The following is a 16,125-nucleotide window of genomic DNA, read 5'->3' as shown; positions in this document are numbered from 1 at the left end:
TTCTCCGCTCCCTAAAGGCCTGATATGACTGACGTAGAACTGCGGCTGCAGGCCGATGTGAGCGGCGCTCAGACGAATCTGAGTGGCTTCCGCAAGGAATACCAGGCTCTGGTGCGAGAGGTGCAGAAGCCTCTGCAGCGGATCGATGCCTTTCGCGATATGGAGACCTCGCTGGAGGGGACCCAGAAAGCCGCCAGCTCTGCTCGCGACCGCATTCGAGACCTTGGCAACCAGATCGCCACAGCCGTAGCGCCTAGCAAGGCTCTGCAGCAGTCCTATCGCGACTCAGTTTCAGAGCTCCAGCGACTTGAGCGCGCAGAGGCAAAGCAAATCGTTACGCTGGCCGCGATGCGTGCTGAGATGCAGGCTGCCGGCGTTGATACCACCAAGCTGGCGGCGGAGCAGGCCCGCCTGCGCGCGCAGCTCAGCACTCGGCTAGGTGTTGCCGAACGAGGGAGTGCCTTGCAGTCCGCCGCTCAGAGCTTGGGTGTAAATCGCTACCGCGAACTTGGCAGCGAGATCGGCAACCTGCGCTCGCAATACGATCTCCTGAAGCGCTCCGGGACGCTCAGTGCTGGCGAACTGGCGATCGCACAGCAGACGCTGACACGGCGGATCAAGGAAACGAAGGCTGAGATGGATAGCCTTCAGGGCACCACCTCGCGCTTCAAGGTCACCGACGTTGGCACTGGCGCGCTAATCGCTGGCGCTACCGGTATCGCCGCCGTCGCCCAGATTGCCAAGATGACCGATGCCTACCAGCTTATGAATGCGAGACTCAGGCTTGCGACGGGCAGCCAGGAAGCGTTCAACACTGCGCAGGAATCGCTTAGGGAGATCTCGGCCCGCGCGGCGGTACCCTTGGCCTCGATGGTCAACCTGTTCACGCGGATCAACACGCCTATGAAGGAGGCGGGTGCCACTCAGAAGCAGACGCTCCAGATCGTCGAAGCGGTAGCGCTGAGCTTCCGCGTTTCAGGAGCATCAGCCGAGGAAGCGTCCAACAGTGCGACCCAGTTTGCTCAAGCTTTGGGTTCCGGTGCGCTGCGTGGCGACGAGTTCAATAGCGTGGCAGATCAGGCTCCGCGACTGATGCAGGCCCTGGCAAAGGGCCTGGGTGTCACCACCGGCGCGCTCAAGAACATGGCCGATAACGGCATGTTGACCGCCTCCGTTGTGACCAAGGCGCTCTCGGGTCAGCTGGAGACCCTGAGGGAAGAGGCCGCGAAAATGCCGGAGACGGTAGGCGGCGCCATGACCCAGCTGGGAGATGCGCTGAATGCGGCCGTGGGATCGTCTGACCTGAGTCCTTTGATCAGCCAGATCAAGGAGCTAACAGAGGTTGTGAAGGACCCTGAAGTTAAAGCAGGGCTTGTGGCTCTCGCGTCGGCTCTAGTTCAGCTGGCTAGTTGGGGCGTAAAAGGCGCAGCCGGTTTTGCAAAGTTCGGCGAAAGCATTGCTTATAACGCGGCGAAGATCACCGGCAATCTAGCCAAGATGGATTCAGTAGATAAGCAGATCGAACAGCTTAAGCAGGCTATCCAAAGTCCAGGGCCTACGTCTGACCCGCTAGGTTTCTTCGGGGCTTTGATAAGTGGCAATGACGCCGCGTTGGTTAGAAGCAAGGAACAAAACGAAGAACTGCTCAAGCAATATCAGGCCTATCGGCAGAAGTTGCTGACCGAGATGACTGGACTGACCGAGGATGCCCGCACTGCGGCCGCTGAGCGAGCAGCTCTTGAGAAAAAGCAGCAGGAGGACTTGTTTGAGGCCAATGCTGAGGCGCTGGTAAGCAGGCGGACGCAGCAGAAAGCAGGCCTGAATCTGCTTTTGGCGGATGCCAAGCAGTACTTCGCGGCTCAAGAAAAGCTGGAGCAAGAACAGCTTTCCAAGATTGAGGCGATCGGCGAAAAGCGGAAGGGGATCAATAAGAAGTACTCGACCACCGTATCGCAGCTGCGTAACGGTACCGCTGAGCCTAGCTATGGCGCGGCCCAGGATCTGAAGGTGTCGGCGCAGAATGCCCTGCGCAATGGCGACTTCAAGACGGCCATGGAGCAGGCCGAGGCGGCGCGCCAAATGCTTCTGGATATGCAGAAGGCCGGCCAAAGCACCTATGGCTTGGAAGGCTTCGCCAAGCAGCTGCAGGCCATTGAGCTCGGGGCCAACGACCTGGAGAAGAGCCAGGCCGACGCCAAGCTGGACAGCATCCGCAACAAGCTGGTGGAGCTGCAGCAGGAGGCCTCGCGCTTGCAAAACATCCAAGTCACCCCGCTCATGAGTGATGAGGCCGCGAACAAGCTGCTAGACGACATGCGGGCCTTGGCGAAGAAGATCGGCAGCGAGGCCACGGTTGATCTGACGTTTAATCTGCTTCCACCTACCGACAACATGAAGTCGATGGGGCTGATGGGCACCCCGCTGGACTTGACTGGAAGCCTGAAGGGACTCGGCGTAACAGTGCAGCCAACGCTGGATCAACAGGCTGCCGCGCAAGCCCAGGCGGACATGCAGGCGCTCATTGAGAGGATCACCGCAGCTTCGAGGATTGTCATCACTCCGGTGGTGGCCCCCGTCGCTGCTGGAGACCCAGCCGCAGCAGTTCCTGGCTTCGCCACTGGCGGGCAAATCTCCGGACCTGGCACCGGCACCTCGGACAGCATCCTGGCGCGCCTCTCCAACGGGGAGTTCGTCATGCGTGCGGCTGCGGTGCGGCACTACGGCCCGGATCTGCTGGAACAGCTGAACGCCAGGCGCCTGCCGCGGTTCGCTACCGGCGGAGCGGTAGGTCGGGTGCCGACAATTCCCCCGGTTGCGGCAGCGCTACTGCAGGGTGGCGACCAGGCCTTCCTCGGCACCATGGATCTGGCGCTGCCCGGCGGTGACAGCCTGACCGTGTCGGTGCCGGCCAGCCAGCGCAGCGAGCTGGAGATCGCTCGGAAGAAGTTCGGACGACCCCGGACACGTGGATAACCTGGCCCGCCTTGCGCGGGCTTTTTCTTGACTGGAGTCGCTATGGCCGTTGCGCGCGTGATGCTCGGCGGAATCCCGCTGGTTGCCCATGATGGGCCGCCAAGCCAGCAGTACAAGGTCGGCGCCGAAGGCCGCGCCCGGGTTCGTTTGAGCCAAGGCGCGCTGGTGAACATGCGTCACTGGTCCAAGACCGCTATCACCGTCAGCGGAAGCGGGTGGATGGGCCCAGGCCTGGACGGCCTGAACTTCGACCAGCCGCTGGAGCTGCGCTGCACCCAGCCGCGTTCGATCCGGGGCACCGGAACCAGCTTCACCCTGACCAGCACCCCGCGGCCTGACGTCGCGCCCTGGGCGCTGGCCCTTGTCGACACCGAGTGGGTCACGACCCCGGCCGGCGTGGCCGGCCAGGTGGCCACCGTGACCCCGGTCGATGGCGCCACGCTCTACCAGGTGCAGTGGATGCCCATGTTCAGTGTCTACGTCGACCGTGAAGAGGCGATGGACGCCAGCGCCGCAACCTTTGACTGGACACTGACCGCCGAGGAGGCGTGATGCTCAACGCCTACCCGCTGAATGCCCAGCCGCTGAACGCTGGAGGGGCAGGCCAGGGCGATGATCCTGGTCCCAATCCTCCGGTACCGGTGGCGCCGGCGCTGTCCTTCACCTGGCGGCTATTGCTGATGATCGGTGGCGTGGACTACTCCGCGCAGCTGACCGGCTCGGTATCGGTGGACCGGGAGGAGGGCGCCGCTGGCCTGGCCACCGTGATCATCTTCCTGCCGCCGGGGCCTGTCGTGCCCACCGACTGGATCGGCCGCCCGGTGACGCTCGACTATGTCAGTGAGCAGGGTGGTGTGGTCACGCAGTCCCGGCGCTACACCGGCCAGGTCTCTGATCCTTCCTACGATGCCACCCAGCGCCTGCTGACCCTGAACTGCAGCGACCAGCTGCAGAAGCGGGTCGAGGCCATGGCCATCGCTGACATTGATGCGCTGATCGGCGGCTACTGGTCGGATGATGTGTTCGAGCCCACCGAGGGGCGCAGCCGCTGGGACTATGCGGGCGAGCGCCTGGGCACCATCCCATCGAGCCTGGAAGCCTCGGCCGCCGGCGCGCTGCGGGTCACGCCCTGGTTCGCAAAGGCGCCGGCATTTGAGTTCGGCGCCGGCACCACCATATACCAGAGCATCCGCGTCGAGCTCGCGCAGCTGGATCGGCTGACCAACGTCGTCCAGATCGAGGGTGGCTATCGCTACGCCCGGCTCTGGCAGCAGAGCAACGGCTACACCTGGGTGCATCCTGAGACCAACGGGGCAAGCGGCCTGGGCGGCTTCTGCCAATGGCGAAAGGAGTCATCGGACACACCGGACGTCGAGATGATCGAGTCGGCAGTAAGCGGCAGCGGCCAGGCCCTCGTGGCCGGCAGCTACTACACCATCCCGCTGAGCATGCCGAACCCGTGCGGCGATGGGATCCCGTGGATCAACGTCTATGAGGGCCTTCTGCTGTCGGCCAGCTTCACCGGTGCCCGCCGCTGGACACAACAGGTCACCGAGAGCTTGACGCTGAAGGTCTACGCGCCCACCAGCGTTGCCCAGGCCGGGGAACAGGTGTCCCGCGATCGCCTGGCGGTCCAGATCGAGGATGATCGGGCCGATGCATGGGAGAGCGATGAGGTTACCGGAGGTACTGACGGCTTCACCGACCTTGGCAATTCTGCCCGGCGTGCGGCGGCCATTGAGGTGCTGCTCCACCAGGCGCAGACCACAATCCTCAGCAGTCACCGCGATAGCACTGTCAGCTGGGACTTCCCCGCCAGCATGTGCCTGGGCGCAGATCTCGACCAGACGCTCAGCCTGGCTGATCAGGGCGTGAAGGCCGTTGGGAAATGCCGGCGGCTTGAGGAGGCCTACGACCTGGAGTCAGGTAGCGCCCTGATCACTACCACCATTGCGGTCATGCGTGGCGGTGGTACCGATGCGGACGCCCTCAGCGCTCCGCCAGAGACCACCAGTCGCCCTGGAACCGGCAGCAGGGGCTACGCGCTCGACACCCAGCTCGGTGGGCACCTTGATAGCGGTGACTATGACCCTGACCGTGACGGCTTCTCGGGCATGTACAGCAACGTGCAGGACACCACCCTGGAGAAGTTTCCGCGGCGCATGAAGGTCACTGCGCCGGAAATTCCAGCTGCCTTGCGAGATGAGCAGGCTTATACCACCACCGCGGAGTACCGGGTGGTCATCCCGAACGACACCCTGGAGCTCTGATATGGCACTTGGAGACGCCCGGCGCGCCAGTGGCAAGGCGATGGAAACCGCACGGCGCGCCATTGGGACCTCGAATGAGGCTGAACGCCGCGGAATCGGCGCGGCCATGGAGGCCTCCCGGCGCGGCACCACGGTGGACGACATCAACGCCGTGGTGGCGCCGCCCAGAGCGAACAAGTCGCTTCCCGAAGTGCAGGCCCGCGGGGGAGTGCCCGCTGCCAGCGGTACCGGTGAGTTCAAGCCCAGGCCGGCGAGCAACACCGGCGGGGGTATTGCGAGCCCGCTGACCGAGAAGACCAGATCGGTCGACGGCAAGACCGTGCCAGACCGAGAGTATTACGCCAGCGGCCTCACCAGCAGTGATGGCCTCTTCATCCTGCCGGCTATCAAGACCATGAACATGACGGACGCCAACGGCGCTACAGTTCAGTTCCAGTACGCCGACCCGAACGGCACTGTGGCCACCGAGGAGCCGACATGACGAAGCCTGTTTGGGGCTGCCCCTATCACGGGCTCGTCGAGGACGGAAAGCTCACGTTGTCCAATGGCAAGACGCTAAAGCACCCCCACACCTACCGCGACAGCTACTCATTCACCGGCTCGACATTCCTGGTCAAGCACCCGCTGGCAGCCGCCGTCGAACGCAGCGATGAAGAGAGGGAGGAGGACAGCAAGCGCGGCTGGCAGTGGTGGGACCGCGCGATCATTGGCGGGGGTCAGCTGCACGGGGGACAGCTCAACGGCTGGATCTACATCGATCCGGACGGGGCGTGCTGGCGCGTCACCTTCGACTTCCTGAGCGTCGATTGGAGCATCACGCTGGCGCGTTTCGGCGTGCTCTCCGGAGAGCCGGAAACCTATAACTACCCGATAGTAAAGCCGAACCTGGGCCAGGGTGCTCCAGCCGTAACACAGCCTCCCGGCGCCAGCAAAGATCCTGTTGCTCTGCTGCACCATGCAACTGTGACAGGTGATCGGGCGGCTATAGAACTGACCCTGTATTTCGGCGACGACCAGGCCTGGCGCTTTCGGCCGGTGGGCTGGCTTGAGCTATCTCTGAGCGGTAAGGGGGCGCAGTGCGAAGCCGCGCTGACTGTGCTCTACACTCGAGCCCAGACCCTGGGTACGGCATTCGAAATGCCTTTGGCGGAGGAGATCGAGTATTGGTGGGCTGACTACACCGAGACAGGGAGCTACTCGCTTGGTCACGGTCCCAATCCGCCTAAAAGCTGGTTTCTCTACGCGACCGTCGCGAGTGGTTCAGCAAGCCAGGGTTTCAACGGTTGGCTAGTGGGCATTCACTACGATGAAAAAGGGGATAGGCATCTGACCCGACTGTCCGCCCAAACGACGACCACCTATCAACTGCCTCCGCTTGAGCACGAGGGCGCAGATAGCTTTGGTCCGAACGAGCCGCTGGTAGGGAAGTGGACGCAGAAAAGGAGGATGACAGGCGTCCATGTTCTGACAATTACCTACGACGGTAACCCTATCGCGAGTTGGGCGCTTCAATACAGTGAGCAAATTGAGGAAAGCGCTGAACTGCTTCAAGAGCTCACGCAGGATGGTAAGTACCGAAGTTCGGCCGCCGGTACTGTGGCCTTTTCCACGGGCGATACCCGGGCTGTCAATCGCACGGTCGACGTCCCATATAGTTCTAGTAATGGTCTCGTCGTCATCGGGGGACGCTACGCCACTGTTCCATTGGCCGCTAACCAGCCAGGTGAAATTCCCTACTCTATCGACAAGGGATATGCCCAGTGGTGGAAAAATGGAGATGCAGCGAGTCTTCGACTGATCCCTCAACGCCTATCCAACCAGGTGTTTGGCGTAGCCCAAGCACTGGTTGATCAAACGGATTGGGACGCCCAGGTCGCTACCCCAGATGGCGCTCAGGCCCTTCCCGCGCTAGTGGTTCCCCTCGGCTACGAGCAGGGCGGTAACAGGATCTACGCCACTTGGTGCCCCGTGACTCATGCCGTGGCCCGATCGCAAAGGCCTGTCTGTTACATCTGACTGAGGAATACCGATGAACTTCGTGAACAACTGGAGCCAGGCTCTCGCCTTGGCCTCCGGCGCCACCTCTTGCACGCTTGATCTGCCCAATGGTGCCTATCGACTGACGCTGACCGACTCAGCATCCCAAGCCTCGGTGTGGGAGATCGTCGACGCTGTCGTCGAGAACAAGGCCGCCAGCCTGACTCGAGCGCGCGAAGGCACGGTAGCCAAAGCCTGGCCGGCGGGCAGCATCATCTATTGCGCTGTTACGGCAGGCGTAATGTCCGCCCTTTCCCAGCAGAACGAGTATCTGGCGTCTGTGGTGGCTGATCTTCAAGCTAGGGTTGATACGCTTGAGGGGGGATCCATCGTCCTGACATCTGCCAATCAGGATGATTACCGATATGGGTACTGGAGAGATGAACTAGGGTCACTTAACCCACCGTTCGCTTCAACAATAAAAGGCGCGAATCCAGTTGATGGAGCGTCTGGCGAATTGATAATTATGACGTGGGAAAATCGCCAATTAATTAACCGAATTCGAGGTCAGTACAGTGTTGAAACGCTTCCCTTTAAATCTATTTCGATAGACGGAAAAGTTTTCTCCGCATCTTCGGATACCGCCAGCGTTTATGTAAACGGCTCTGATACGAACATCAACTTCTCTGGCGTGAACGTCAACCCACTGGCCGACGGCACCCATAAAATAAAATTTGGCTATTAATCTTGGAGACTATGCGCCATGACGCCGGCCTGCATTCCCCTGCGCATCATCCAGGGAACGACGCTTAACAAGGTCCTGCGACTGATGCAGCCGGGCCGGATCTACCGCGACATCACCGGCATCGTCGCCACGGCACCGGTGCGCATCACGGCGCCCGGGCATGGCCTTGTTGGCACTTGGCCAGCTTGGTTCGCCGGCGTGGTGGGGCTGCCCAACCTAAACCGCGATCCGGCCAGCGCCAGGCCGCATATGGTCAAGGTCATCGACGAGGACACGCTCGAGGTCAACGTCATTGATGCCAGCGGCGCCAAGCCGTCCGCGGGGCGCCTGATCTACCTTCCGCCGATAGACCTGGCTGGCGTGAGTGGACGCCTGCTGGTGCGCCCTGAGATTGGCGCCGCGTCAGTGCTGGAGTTGACCACGGCGAACGGGGGGCTGGTCATTGATGGCCTGGGTCTGCTGCGGATCCACCTGAGCGCCGCTGCGACCGCTGTCCTTGGCTGGACCCGCGCCATCTGGGATCTGGAACTCACCTTCGCCGATGGCACGGTAACGCGCTTCGCCCAGGGCGAGGTGGAGGTCGGACTGGAGGGCTGCCCATGAGCTGCGACTCTCCTGGCCTGATCGTCGTAGAAGACGAGCACTGCATCGTTGTAGAGCCCGAAGCCGAGATCCTAGTGGTGACCCTCAGCGACCAGGGCCCACCTGGGCCGCCTGGCGCGCCTGGTCCTGCTGGTGGCGCCGCAGTACAGCGCTTGGCCGGGGAAACGCTCAGCGCCTTGCGCGTGGTGTACGAGCTCGATGGCCAGGTCTTCCTGCTCTCGTCCACTGACGCGGATCACATCGACCTGCTGCTCGGCCTGGCGCTCACCGCCGCCGCGCCCGGCACCGCAACCAACATCCAGCTGATCGGCGCCGTCGAAGATGCCGCCTGGTCATGGACACCCGGGCCGATCTGGCTCGGCACCAACGGGGCGCTGACTCAAACGCCGCCGGCGTCGGGCTTCGACGTTCGACTCGGGGCGGCCGTCAGCGCTACCCGGGTAATTCTCAATATCGAAGAGCCAGTCTGGCTCGATTAGGAGTGATCCATGGTCGACAAACTTCTGCAGCGCAAGAACGGCAAGACCCAGCAGTACACCCCTGTCACCCAATCGGCAGGGGCGGCCGATGCCGGCAAGATCCCGGCGCTGAACTCCAGCGGCAAGCTGGACCCGACCACCATGCCGGACGGTATTGGCGCGGCCACTCGCCTGGCTCCCGCGACCGAAGCCCTGTCCGCTGGTGCTTTCGTCAACGAGTACGCGAACAGCGGCACGCTGTCGGCGCGGTTGGCCGACAATAGCAATGGCCGAGTGGCCACTGGCTTCGTGAAAGCCCAGGTTTCCAGCGGCCAGCCGGCCACCATCTGGCCGCTGGATTCGACCAACGATCAGCTGACGGGCCTCACTGTTGGCGCCGATTACTACCTTGGCACCGCCGGCGGTGTCCTGGCGACTCCGCTTGATGCCACCGATACCGCCCAGGCCGGCAAGATCGATCAGCGCCTGGGTCGCGCTCGCAGCGCCACCGAGCTGGTGACCGACGACTACGATTACGTGGTGCTGTAATGGCGCCCCGGCTCCCGCTGGTGCGGGTTTCCGGCCGGAACCGACAGATGCCGTCCGGTGACGTCGTGCCAGTGAGCGCCGGCGGTACCGGCGGCTCATCTGCCTCGGCAGCCCGAGTCAACCTTGGAGCGCTGGACAGCGGGCTGCCAGCGATGCGCAATGCCCTGATCAATGGCGGGATGGTGATCAACCAGCGTGCATTTGCGGGTGGATCGCTGGCCCCTGGGGTGTATGGCTTCGACCGATGGAAAGCCGGTTCGAACGGGGCGTCCGTAAGTGTTTCCAGAGGCACCATCACGCTGGCGAGTGGGGCCATCATCCAGGTCGTCGAAGCAGACTCGGCGGCCTACCTGGCTGGCAAGGCGGTCACGTTCAGCGTGGAAGATCCGTCGGCGACCGTAACGGTGGCCGCGGTCTTTGCGGCGACGGACACCACCTCCGTGTCTGGCACGATTGCGTCCGGTAGCGGCCGGAAGGGCGTCACCCTCACGCTACCTTCGGGTACCGGCAATCTCACGATCACCGTCTCGGTATCGTCGTCCACCACATTCAAGCGTATGCAGCTGGAGTTGGGTTCGGTGGCCACCGGCTGGGACGCCCGGTCGACGGCTTTCGAGCTCCACCTGTGTCAGCGTTACTACTGGCAGGGATTGCCATGGGCAAGCGGGATCAACACGCCGATTTATACCTCGGGTGGCTATCAGTCGTTTGCCTACAGCTTCCCGGTTACCATGCGTACGGCACCAGCCATGACCATATCGAACTCGTCATGGAGTACCGGAAACCTCAACACCAACTTCGGCACCAACGGGGTCAGCGTGTCGCCCAACATCAACGGGTTCCGGATATTGGTCCAGTCCTCGGCAGCCGCGGCTAACTGCTATGTGGACTGGAGTGGCGGCGGCTATTTTGCGGCGGATGCAGAGCTATGAGTGACTATCAACTGGTAATGAGTACCGACGGCACGACCCGGGCAGACATGGTGCTGCGCCTGGCGGACGGCTGCTACATCAGCAAAGGTCATCGTTGGTGGGACGACTACCAGGCTTGGCTGGAGCAGGGAAACACGCCTCAAGCTGCTCAAACTGAGCAGCAGGCCCTGGACGAGCTATCGAGCTATTTCGAGCAGGCAATACAGGCGCGCCTCGACGGAGAAGCGCGGGCGCGTGGCTATGATTCCATCGCCACCGCGGTGAGCTACGCCGAAGAGCCGGCAGTTGCTAAGTTCCAGGAAGACGGCAAGGCCTTCCGGGCCTGGCGCTCATTGGTATGGGCCTATGCCTATCAGGAGTTGGCGAAGGTCAAGGCAGGGGAGCGCGAGATACCGGCACTGGATGCTTTCCTGGCCGAGCTACCGGCACTACCGGCACAGGAGGCGGCATGAACCGATTCCCGGAGCCGCTGCAGGCCGAACTGCAGACCGACCGCAAGACATGGCGCCTTTTGGCGCCATTTTCGTATCTGGACCCCTATCAGGGCCTGCTGACGGTGCCGGTGGACTTCGAGACCGACTTCGCCAGCGTTCCGCGGTTACCGATCGTGTTCGACCTGGTGGGCGCCTACGGCCATGCCGCCGCGGTGCTGCACGACTTCCTCTACCGCGGCGCGCTCCTGCCGCGCGAGGAGGCCGATCGGGTCTTCTTCAACGCCCTGCGCTCGAGCGGCATCGCTCGCTGGCGCGCCTGGCTGATGTGGGGCGGCGTCCGGATCGGCGGCGCGAGCCGCTATGGCGACGGCTGAAATCCTCACGGTCGTGCGAAATCTCCCCACCTGACACCGACTAATCACCTGATTCCTCACGATCATGAGGACAACCAGCCCGCCGAGCGCGGGCTTTTTCATGCCTGGAGAAAACCATGGCCCTCGACACCACTCAGACCGGCGCCATCGCTCCGGCCTTCGCACTGCTGCCAGCCAAGATGGCCGGCAAGCGCGCCACTGTAATGCTGCTGGCTATCGGTCTGCAGGAATCCCGCCTCCAGTTCCGGCGCCAGATCGGCGGGCCAGCCCGGGGCTTGTTCCAGTTTGAACAGAACGGCGGAGTCCGCGGCGTCCTGGGTCATGCGTCCAGCCGGCCCTATGCCCTGGAAGTCTGCTCCGCCCGCCAGGTCGAGCCCACTTCTCAAGCCGTCTACGAAGCCTTGGAGCGCGACGACGTTCTTGCCGCGGCCTTCGCCCGGCTACTGCTGTGGACCGACCCCAAGCCGCTGCCGGCCCTGGGCCAGGTGCAGGAAGCCTGGGATCTCTACGCTCGCGTCTGGCGCCCGGGCAAGCCGCACCCGCAGACCTGGGAGGCGATCTATGCCCAGGCCCTGGCCGCGGTGCAGTGATGGGCGCCTTCGTCGCAATATCCCGTTGCCTAGCTTCACCGGAGGGGTCCCCGGATCAGCTGGCATTCTTCTGCCGCGGCTGCAATATGCCGCACTCCATCAATATCGGCACCGGCCCTGGCCCTCGCTGGGGCTTCAACGGCAACCCTGAGAGCCCGACCTTCACCCCGTCGGTCCTCGCACGCACCACTAGAGCGCCAGACGGGAAGGAAGTCATGACCGATGAGGAAGAGCGTGAGCATGACGCGATCTATGCCTCCGGCGGCTTCGAGGCTGTAGTGCGGAGCCGCTTCGGACTGATCTGCCATTCGTTCATCACGGACGGCCGCATTCAGTACCTGGGCGACTGCACCCATCATCTCGCCGGGCAGACCGTTGAGTTGCCCGACTGGGAACATTCCATGGCGGCATGGGGTGAGTCGTGAGCGCGCTGTTCGAGCAGTACAGGGCGGCCGTCATCGCGGGCGCCGTTGTCGTCCTGCTCGGCCTGGGCGGAGTAGTCGGCGGCGGAGTGGCCTACTGGCTCACCGCCGACCACTACCGACCCGTCGTCGAGAAGCTACAGGACAAAGTGACGGCCTCGGCCAGCACCCTCGCGTCCTGCCGTACCGCCAGCAGCACGCTGGAAGGGCAGGTCGGCCAGCAGAACTCGGCTCTGGCGGATCTCCGGAAGGCCGCCGAAGAACGAGCCAAGAAGGCCGAGCCAATCCAGCAGCAAGCCGCCAAGACCGCCGGCGAGGACTATCAGGCAGCCAACCGCCTGCAGCAGGAGCGCACCGGGGGTGACCCGGCGGCGGCAGCTGCGGCGATCATCGACAAGGAGCTGGGCCTATGAGGTGGATCGTCGTGGGGATGCTGGTTGCGCTGGCGGGGTGCGCCGGCCAGCCCGTTGCCGAGCCAGAGCCGCGCGTGGTGCGCGTAGAGGTGCCGGTCCAGGTGCCGTGCCGGGTGAAGGCGCCGGCGGTGCCGGCCTGGGCGGCCGATGGACTGCGGAGGGAGGACACGTTAGAGGTGAAGGTCCGGGCGCTGCTGGCCGAGCGCCGGCAGGCGAAGGGGTACATCAGGGAGCTGCAGGCGGCGGGCCAGGCGTGTCAGTGATCGGCACGACCTTCCGCCCATCCCAACGACCTTTCAGCACCATCTCGTAGAGCCGGCCGTCGATCTGCGCCGCGGTCGGCGTGACGAATACGCCGTAGGCCTCGCGCTGGAACATGTTCACCAGGTAGATGCGGCCATCATCCTGTCGGCTGAAGTGCCCCACCGGGTTCAAGCCAAGCTGTGGTCGGGTAAAGCTGCATCCGCTTGCGGTAGCCCAGACCTCGCCGGTGGCCTGGCAGGTGAGGGCATAGCTGAGGCTGATGTCCCAGCCACGCGGCCAAGTCGCATGGATCTCCAGCGCGTGCTCCAGTCCCGCATCAGCCAATTCGCAGCGTTCGACACAGGCGGCATGGTCGATTGACTGGCGATGGAGCAGACCTGTCGCGAGGGCGATGCAGTTGCGGTGCCACAGCTCAGGGAAGTTCAGGCGCTCGTGATTGTTCTCGAACTGGGCCTTCAGGTTCAGGAGGTAGGGTGTCTGGGGATCGAAGATCATGACGGCATCCGTGCTGTTCAGGCATACAGTACGGCGCCGTGCTCGCTTGTCGAGTGGCTGATGACGAAAGGCAGGGGATAGGGTGTCGGCAGAACGCCGGAGGAGGGAGAAAAGCTGTCTAATTGAAACGCGGGAAACCGCGCCAATACTGGGTCAAACTCGGCCAAATCGATGAAACCAGATTAGACAGCTTTCAAAGCGAATCCAGCAGCAGAGCGGCCTCCAGCGCCTAGACACAACTACTGCTGCATCATGGGCGTGTGCGCGGAGAGATCGCTCATGCGGGTGTTTCGATCCGGTTGCCTTGGGATAGCCGCGTATTGTCCACCAACTCGTGGCGTTTGTCGGCCCCACTCGGCTCAAGGGAGCGGCATCAGGCCTGCGGCTTTTGTTCGCGGGCGGCCAGCAGCAGGTCGATCTGGGTCATGAGCCTTTCCAGAGTGAAGGGCTTGGCCAGCACCTCGACGCCAGGGGCGGGCAGGGGTTCGCCGGGTAGCTCCGCCTCGGCGTAGCCGGTGATCAGCAGGGTCATCAGACCCGGGCGACGCTCCCGGGCCAGGGCGGCGAGCTGGCAGCCGCTCAACCCGCCCGGCAGGCCGACGTCGGTGATCAGCAGATCCAGCGGCGTATCCGATTCGAGCACCTGCAGTGCGGTGGCGGCATCTGTCGCCTCCAGGGTGCGGATGCGGTGTTCGCGCAGGGCCTCGTCCACCAGCGTCCGCACCAGGGGTTCGTCGTCCACCACCAGCACCGTCATGCCAGCGGGATAGCGCAACGGCGAGGTACGCATCGTCTCGACCGACGGCGGTGGGATTTCCACCAGGCGTGGCAGATAGAGCGTCACGGTAGTGCCTCGGCCCGGGGCCGAGGCGATATGGGCAACGCCGCCGGACTGCCTGGCGAAGCCATAGATCATCGAGAGGCCAAGGCCGGTACCCATGCCCACCGGCTTGGTGGTGAAGAAGGGATCGAAGGCCCGGGCCAGCACCGCGGGCGGCATTCCAGAGCCGGTATCGAGCACCGCCAGGGTCACATAGTCGCCAGGCGGCAATTCCAGAGCCGCAGCCTGGGCTTCGTTGAGCCGGCGATTGGCGGTTACGATGCGCAGCATCCCACCCTCGGGCATGGCATCCCGGGCGTTGATGCACAGGTTGAGCAGGGCGTTCTCCAGCTGGTGGGGATCGCACAGGGTGAGGTTCAGCGCCTCCGCCAATTCGATATGGATCTCGACCTGGGGGCCGACCGAGCGGCGGATGAGCTCTTCCATGCCCAGCACCAGGGCGTTGGTCTGGGTGGCCGAGGGGTCCAGCGCCTGGCGGCGGGAAAAGGCGAGCAACCGGTGGGTTAGGGCCGCGGCGCGTTCGGCGGCACCCTTGGCGCCGGTGGCATAGCGCTCGAGGTCGGTGAAGCGACCCTGTTCGAGTCTCAGACTGAGCATGTCGAGGCTGCCGATCACGCCGGTCAGCAGATTGTTGAAGTCATGGGCGATGCCCCCGGTCAACTGGCCCACGGCTTCCATCTTCTGGCTCTGGCGCAGCTGTTCCTCGGTCTGGCGCAGGGCTTCCTGTTGCTCGCGGATGGCGGTGACTTCACGCACCGCGGCATAGATGAGGCCGTCCTGCAGCACCGCGTTCCATGACAGCCAGCGATAGCCGCCCGTGCGATGCCGATAGCGATTCTCGAAGCCGAACACCGGCTCACCGCGCGTGAGACGTTCCAGTGCCGCCTCGGTGCGGGCGCGATCCTCGACGTGGACAAAGGCCATGAAGGGCTCGTGGTGCAGCTGCTCGATGCTCCAGCCCAGGGTGCTGGTCCAGGCCGGATTGAGGTCCAGCAACTGGCCGTCCAGGCTTGCCGTGCAGAGCAGATCGGGGCTGGCCTGCCAGATCAGGTCGCGCTGGCGGGTACGCAGCGTCACCTCTTCGCCGAGATTGCCGGCGAAGCGATAGAGGGACTCCAGGCTGCGGCGCTGGGCCGCGCAGACCATCGCCATGATCACGTTGACCAGCACGAAGAGCGCATGGGACACCCAGCGCTCGGAGAACAGTGCGAAATAGGCCGGCGCCTTGACGAACAGGGTCTCGGCCAGCAGCACCGACAGCAGGATGGCACAGAGACCGGGACCCAGGCCGAACCAGAAGGCCGCGGCCATGATGAAGGGGATGAACAGCAGATAGGGCAGGCTGTCGATGCCCAGACTCAACCGGATCCCGGCCGCGATGGCGATCAGCAGGGCGGCGCCCAGATAGCGCCAGGGGGCGGGGGCGTCCCGCGGGACCAGCTTGAGTAGCCGGCCGAGCAGGGTGTGGGTGGCGATGGGCACTAGAGCTAGACCTCGGGACGCTGGTCCGTCACGGTACCGAAAGGGCGCACGACCGAAAGGCGGGCGGACCGGCGGTTCAGGTGCCCTCGTGCCGCTCGAACTCCTCGACGGCGCGCGCCACCTCGGCGTTGTCCGCCGCCGTGCTGCGGGCCTGGCGCTCGAAGGCGGTGGCCAGTTCGTTGACCAGTTGCAGCAGGCGGGGGATGTCGCCGCTGCGCTCGGCATCGGCGGCCTGCTCGCGCACGCGGTTGACGAAGGCTTGGGGATCGTCGAAGGCGGTCATGGGGCGTTCTCCGTTGGGCT

The 16,125-nt window shown here is 63.8% G+C and carries 19 protein-coding genes; 16 read left to right on the top strand and 3 right to left on the bottom strand.

Features of this window, described 5'->3' with window-relative positions:
- Positions 1-24: 24 nt before the first annotated feature.
- The 16 genes from BMZ43_RS03865 to BMZ43_RS03790 all read left to right on the top strand — a co-directional run bounded on the left by BMZ43_RS03865 (position 25) and on the right by BMZ43_RS03790 (position 13,003).
- Positions 25-2,973, top strand: coding sequence for a tape measure protein (locus BMZ43_RS03865; RefSeq protein ID WP_093250031.1), 2,949 nt, complete (start codon positions 25-27; stop codon positions 2,971-2,973).
- Between the two features lie 42 nt (positions 2,974-3,015).
- Positions 3,016-3,525 (top strand): hypothetical protein, encoded by a 510-nt coding sequence (locus tag BMZ43_RS03860; protein ID WP_093250026.1) that lies wholly within the window; start codon positions 3,016-3,018, stop codon positions 3,523-3,525.
- Positions 3,525-5,243, top strand: coding sequence for a hypothetical protein (locus BMZ43_RS03855; RefSeq protein WP_093250023.1), 1,719 nt, complete (start codon positions 3,525-3,527; stop codon positions 5,241-5,243). The genes BMZ43_RS03860 and BMZ43_RS03855 overlap by 1 nt, the downstream gene beginning before the upstream one ends.
- A 1-nt stretch (position 5,244) precedes the next feature.
- Complete coding sequence (locus BMZ43_RS03850) at positions 5,245-5,724, top strand: hypothetical protein (protein ID WP_093250019.1); 480 nt, start codon at positions 5,245-5,247, stop codon at positions 5,722-5,724.
- On the top strand, positions 5,721-7,259 hold the full coding sequence (locus tag BMZ43_RS03845; protein WP_093250016.1) for a hypothetical protein: 1,539 nt from the start codon (positions 5,721-5,723) through the stop codon (positions 7,257-7,259). Before BMZ43_RS03850 ends, BMZ43_RS03845 begins: the two co-directional genes overlap by 4 nt.
- Before the next feature lie 13 nt (positions 7,260-7,272).
- Complete coding sequence (locus tag BMZ43_RS03840; protein WP_093250012.1) at positions 7,273-7,965, top strand: hypothetical protein; 693 nt, start codon at positions 7,273-7,275, stop codon at positions 7,963-7,965.
- An 18-nt stretch (positions 7,966-7,983) separates the two neighbouring features.
- On the top strand, positions 7,984-8,568 hold the full coding sequence (locus BMZ43_RS03835; protein ID WP_093250007.1) for a hypothetical protein: 585 nt from the start codon (positions 7,984-7,986) through the stop codon (positions 8,566-8,568).
- Entirely contained in the window at positions 8,565-9,047 is a 483-nt protein-coding gene (locus BMZ43_RS03830) for a hypothetical protein (RefSeq protein ID WP_093250000.1), read from the top strand. Before BMZ43_RS03835 ends, BMZ43_RS03830 begins: the two co-directional genes overlap by 4 nt.
- A 9-nt stretch (positions 9,048-9,056) precedes the next feature.
- Positions 9,057-9,575 (top strand): hypothetical protein, encoded by a 519-nt coding sequence (locus BMZ43_RS03825; protein ID WP_093249996.1) that lies wholly within the window; start codon positions 9,057-9,059, stop codon positions 9,573-9,575.
- A gap of 47 nt (positions 9,576-9,622) precedes the next feature.
- The gene (locus BMZ43_RS03820) at positions 9,623-10,507 is read left to right on the top strand and encodes a hypothetical protein (RefSeq protein ID WP_093249993.1); all 885 of its coding nucleotides are present in this window, start codon (positions 9,623-9,625) and stop codon (positions 10,505-10,507) included.
- Entirely contained in the window at positions 10,504-10,959 is a 456-nt protein-coding gene (locus tag BMZ43_RS03815; RefSeq protein ID WP_216352423.1) for a hypothetical protein, read from the top strand. The genes BMZ43_RS03820 and BMZ43_RS03815 overlap by 4 nt, the downstream gene beginning before the upstream one ends.
- Positions 10,956-11,315 carry a DUF1353 domain-containing protein gene (locus tag BMZ43_RS03810; RefSeq protein WP_093249985.1) on the top strand — a complete coding sequence of 120 codons (360 nt, stop codon included), beginning with the start codon at positions 10,956-10,958 and terminating at the stop codon, positions 11,313-11,315. The genes BMZ43_RS03815 and BMZ43_RS03810 overlap by 4 nt, the downstream gene beginning before the upstream one ends.
- Positions 11,316-11,431: 116 nt before the next feature.
- The gene (locus BMZ43_RS03805) at positions 11,432-11,905 is read left to right on the top strand and encodes a hypothetical protein (protein ID WP_093249982.1); all 474 of its coding nucleotides are present in this window, start codon (positions 11,432-11,434) and stop codon (positions 11,903-11,905) included.
- The gene (locus tag BMZ43_RS03800) at positions 11,905-12,330 is read left to right on the top strand and encodes a ubiquitination-like system serine protease family protein (protein WP_093249977.1); all 426 of its coding nucleotides are present in this window, start codon (positions 11,905-11,907) and stop codon (positions 12,328-12,330) included. Before BMZ43_RS03805 ends, BMZ43_RS03800 begins: the two co-directional genes overlap by 1 nt.
- On the top strand, positions 12,327-12,740 hold the full coding sequence (locus tag BMZ43_RS03795) for a hypothetical protein (RefSeq protein WP_256562863.1): 414 nt from the start codon (positions 12,327-12,329) through the stop codon (positions 12,738-12,740). Before BMZ43_RS03800 ends, BMZ43_RS03795 begins: the two co-directional genes overlap by 4 nt.
- Positions 12,737-13,003, top strand: a complete 267-nt coding sequence (locus BMZ43_RS03790; protein WP_093249973.1) for a hypothetical protein — start codon at positions 12,737-12,739, stop codon at positions 13,001-13,003. Before BMZ43_RS03795 ends, BMZ43_RS03790 begins: the two co-directional genes overlap by 4 nt.
- Here the strand turns inward: BMZ43_RS03790 and BMZ43_RS03785 are convergent.
- From BMZ43_RS03785 to BMZ43_RS03775, 3 genes are all read right to left on the bottom strand, one after another.
- Positions 12,966-13,499, bottom strand: a complete 534-nt coding sequence (locus tag BMZ43_RS03785) for a hypothetical protein (protein WP_093249969.1) — start codon at positions 13,497-13,499, stop codon at positions 12,966-12,968. The two genes, BMZ43_RS03790 and BMZ43_RS03785, sit on opposite strands and share 38 nt — an antisense overlap.
- Before the next feature lie 373 nt (positions 13,500-13,872).
- Positions 13,873-15,822, bottom strand: a complete 1,950-nt coding sequence (locus BMZ43_RS03780) for an ATP-binding protein (protein WP_093249966.1) — start codon at positions 15,820-15,822, stop codon at positions 13,873-13,875.
- Between the two features lie 76 nt (positions 15,823-15,898).
- Complete coding sequence (locus BMZ43_RS03775; protein WP_007159388.1) at positions 15,899-16,105, bottom strand: hypothetical protein; 207 nt, start codon at positions 16,103-16,105, stop codon at positions 15,899-15,901.
- Between the last annotated feature and the right edge of the window lie 20 nt (positions 16,106-16,125).

Origin of the sequence: Pseudomonas sp. Snoq117.2 (assembly GCF_900110545.1) — a bacterium.
Taxonomy (GTDB): domain Bacteria; phylum Pseudomonadota; class Gammaproteobacteria; order Pseudomonadales; family Pseudomonadaceae; genus Chryseomonas; species Chryseomonas benzopyrenica.
The sequence above is the reverse complement of the archived record's forward strand: the minus strand, read 5'-3'. Positions and strand labels throughout refer to the sequence as shown.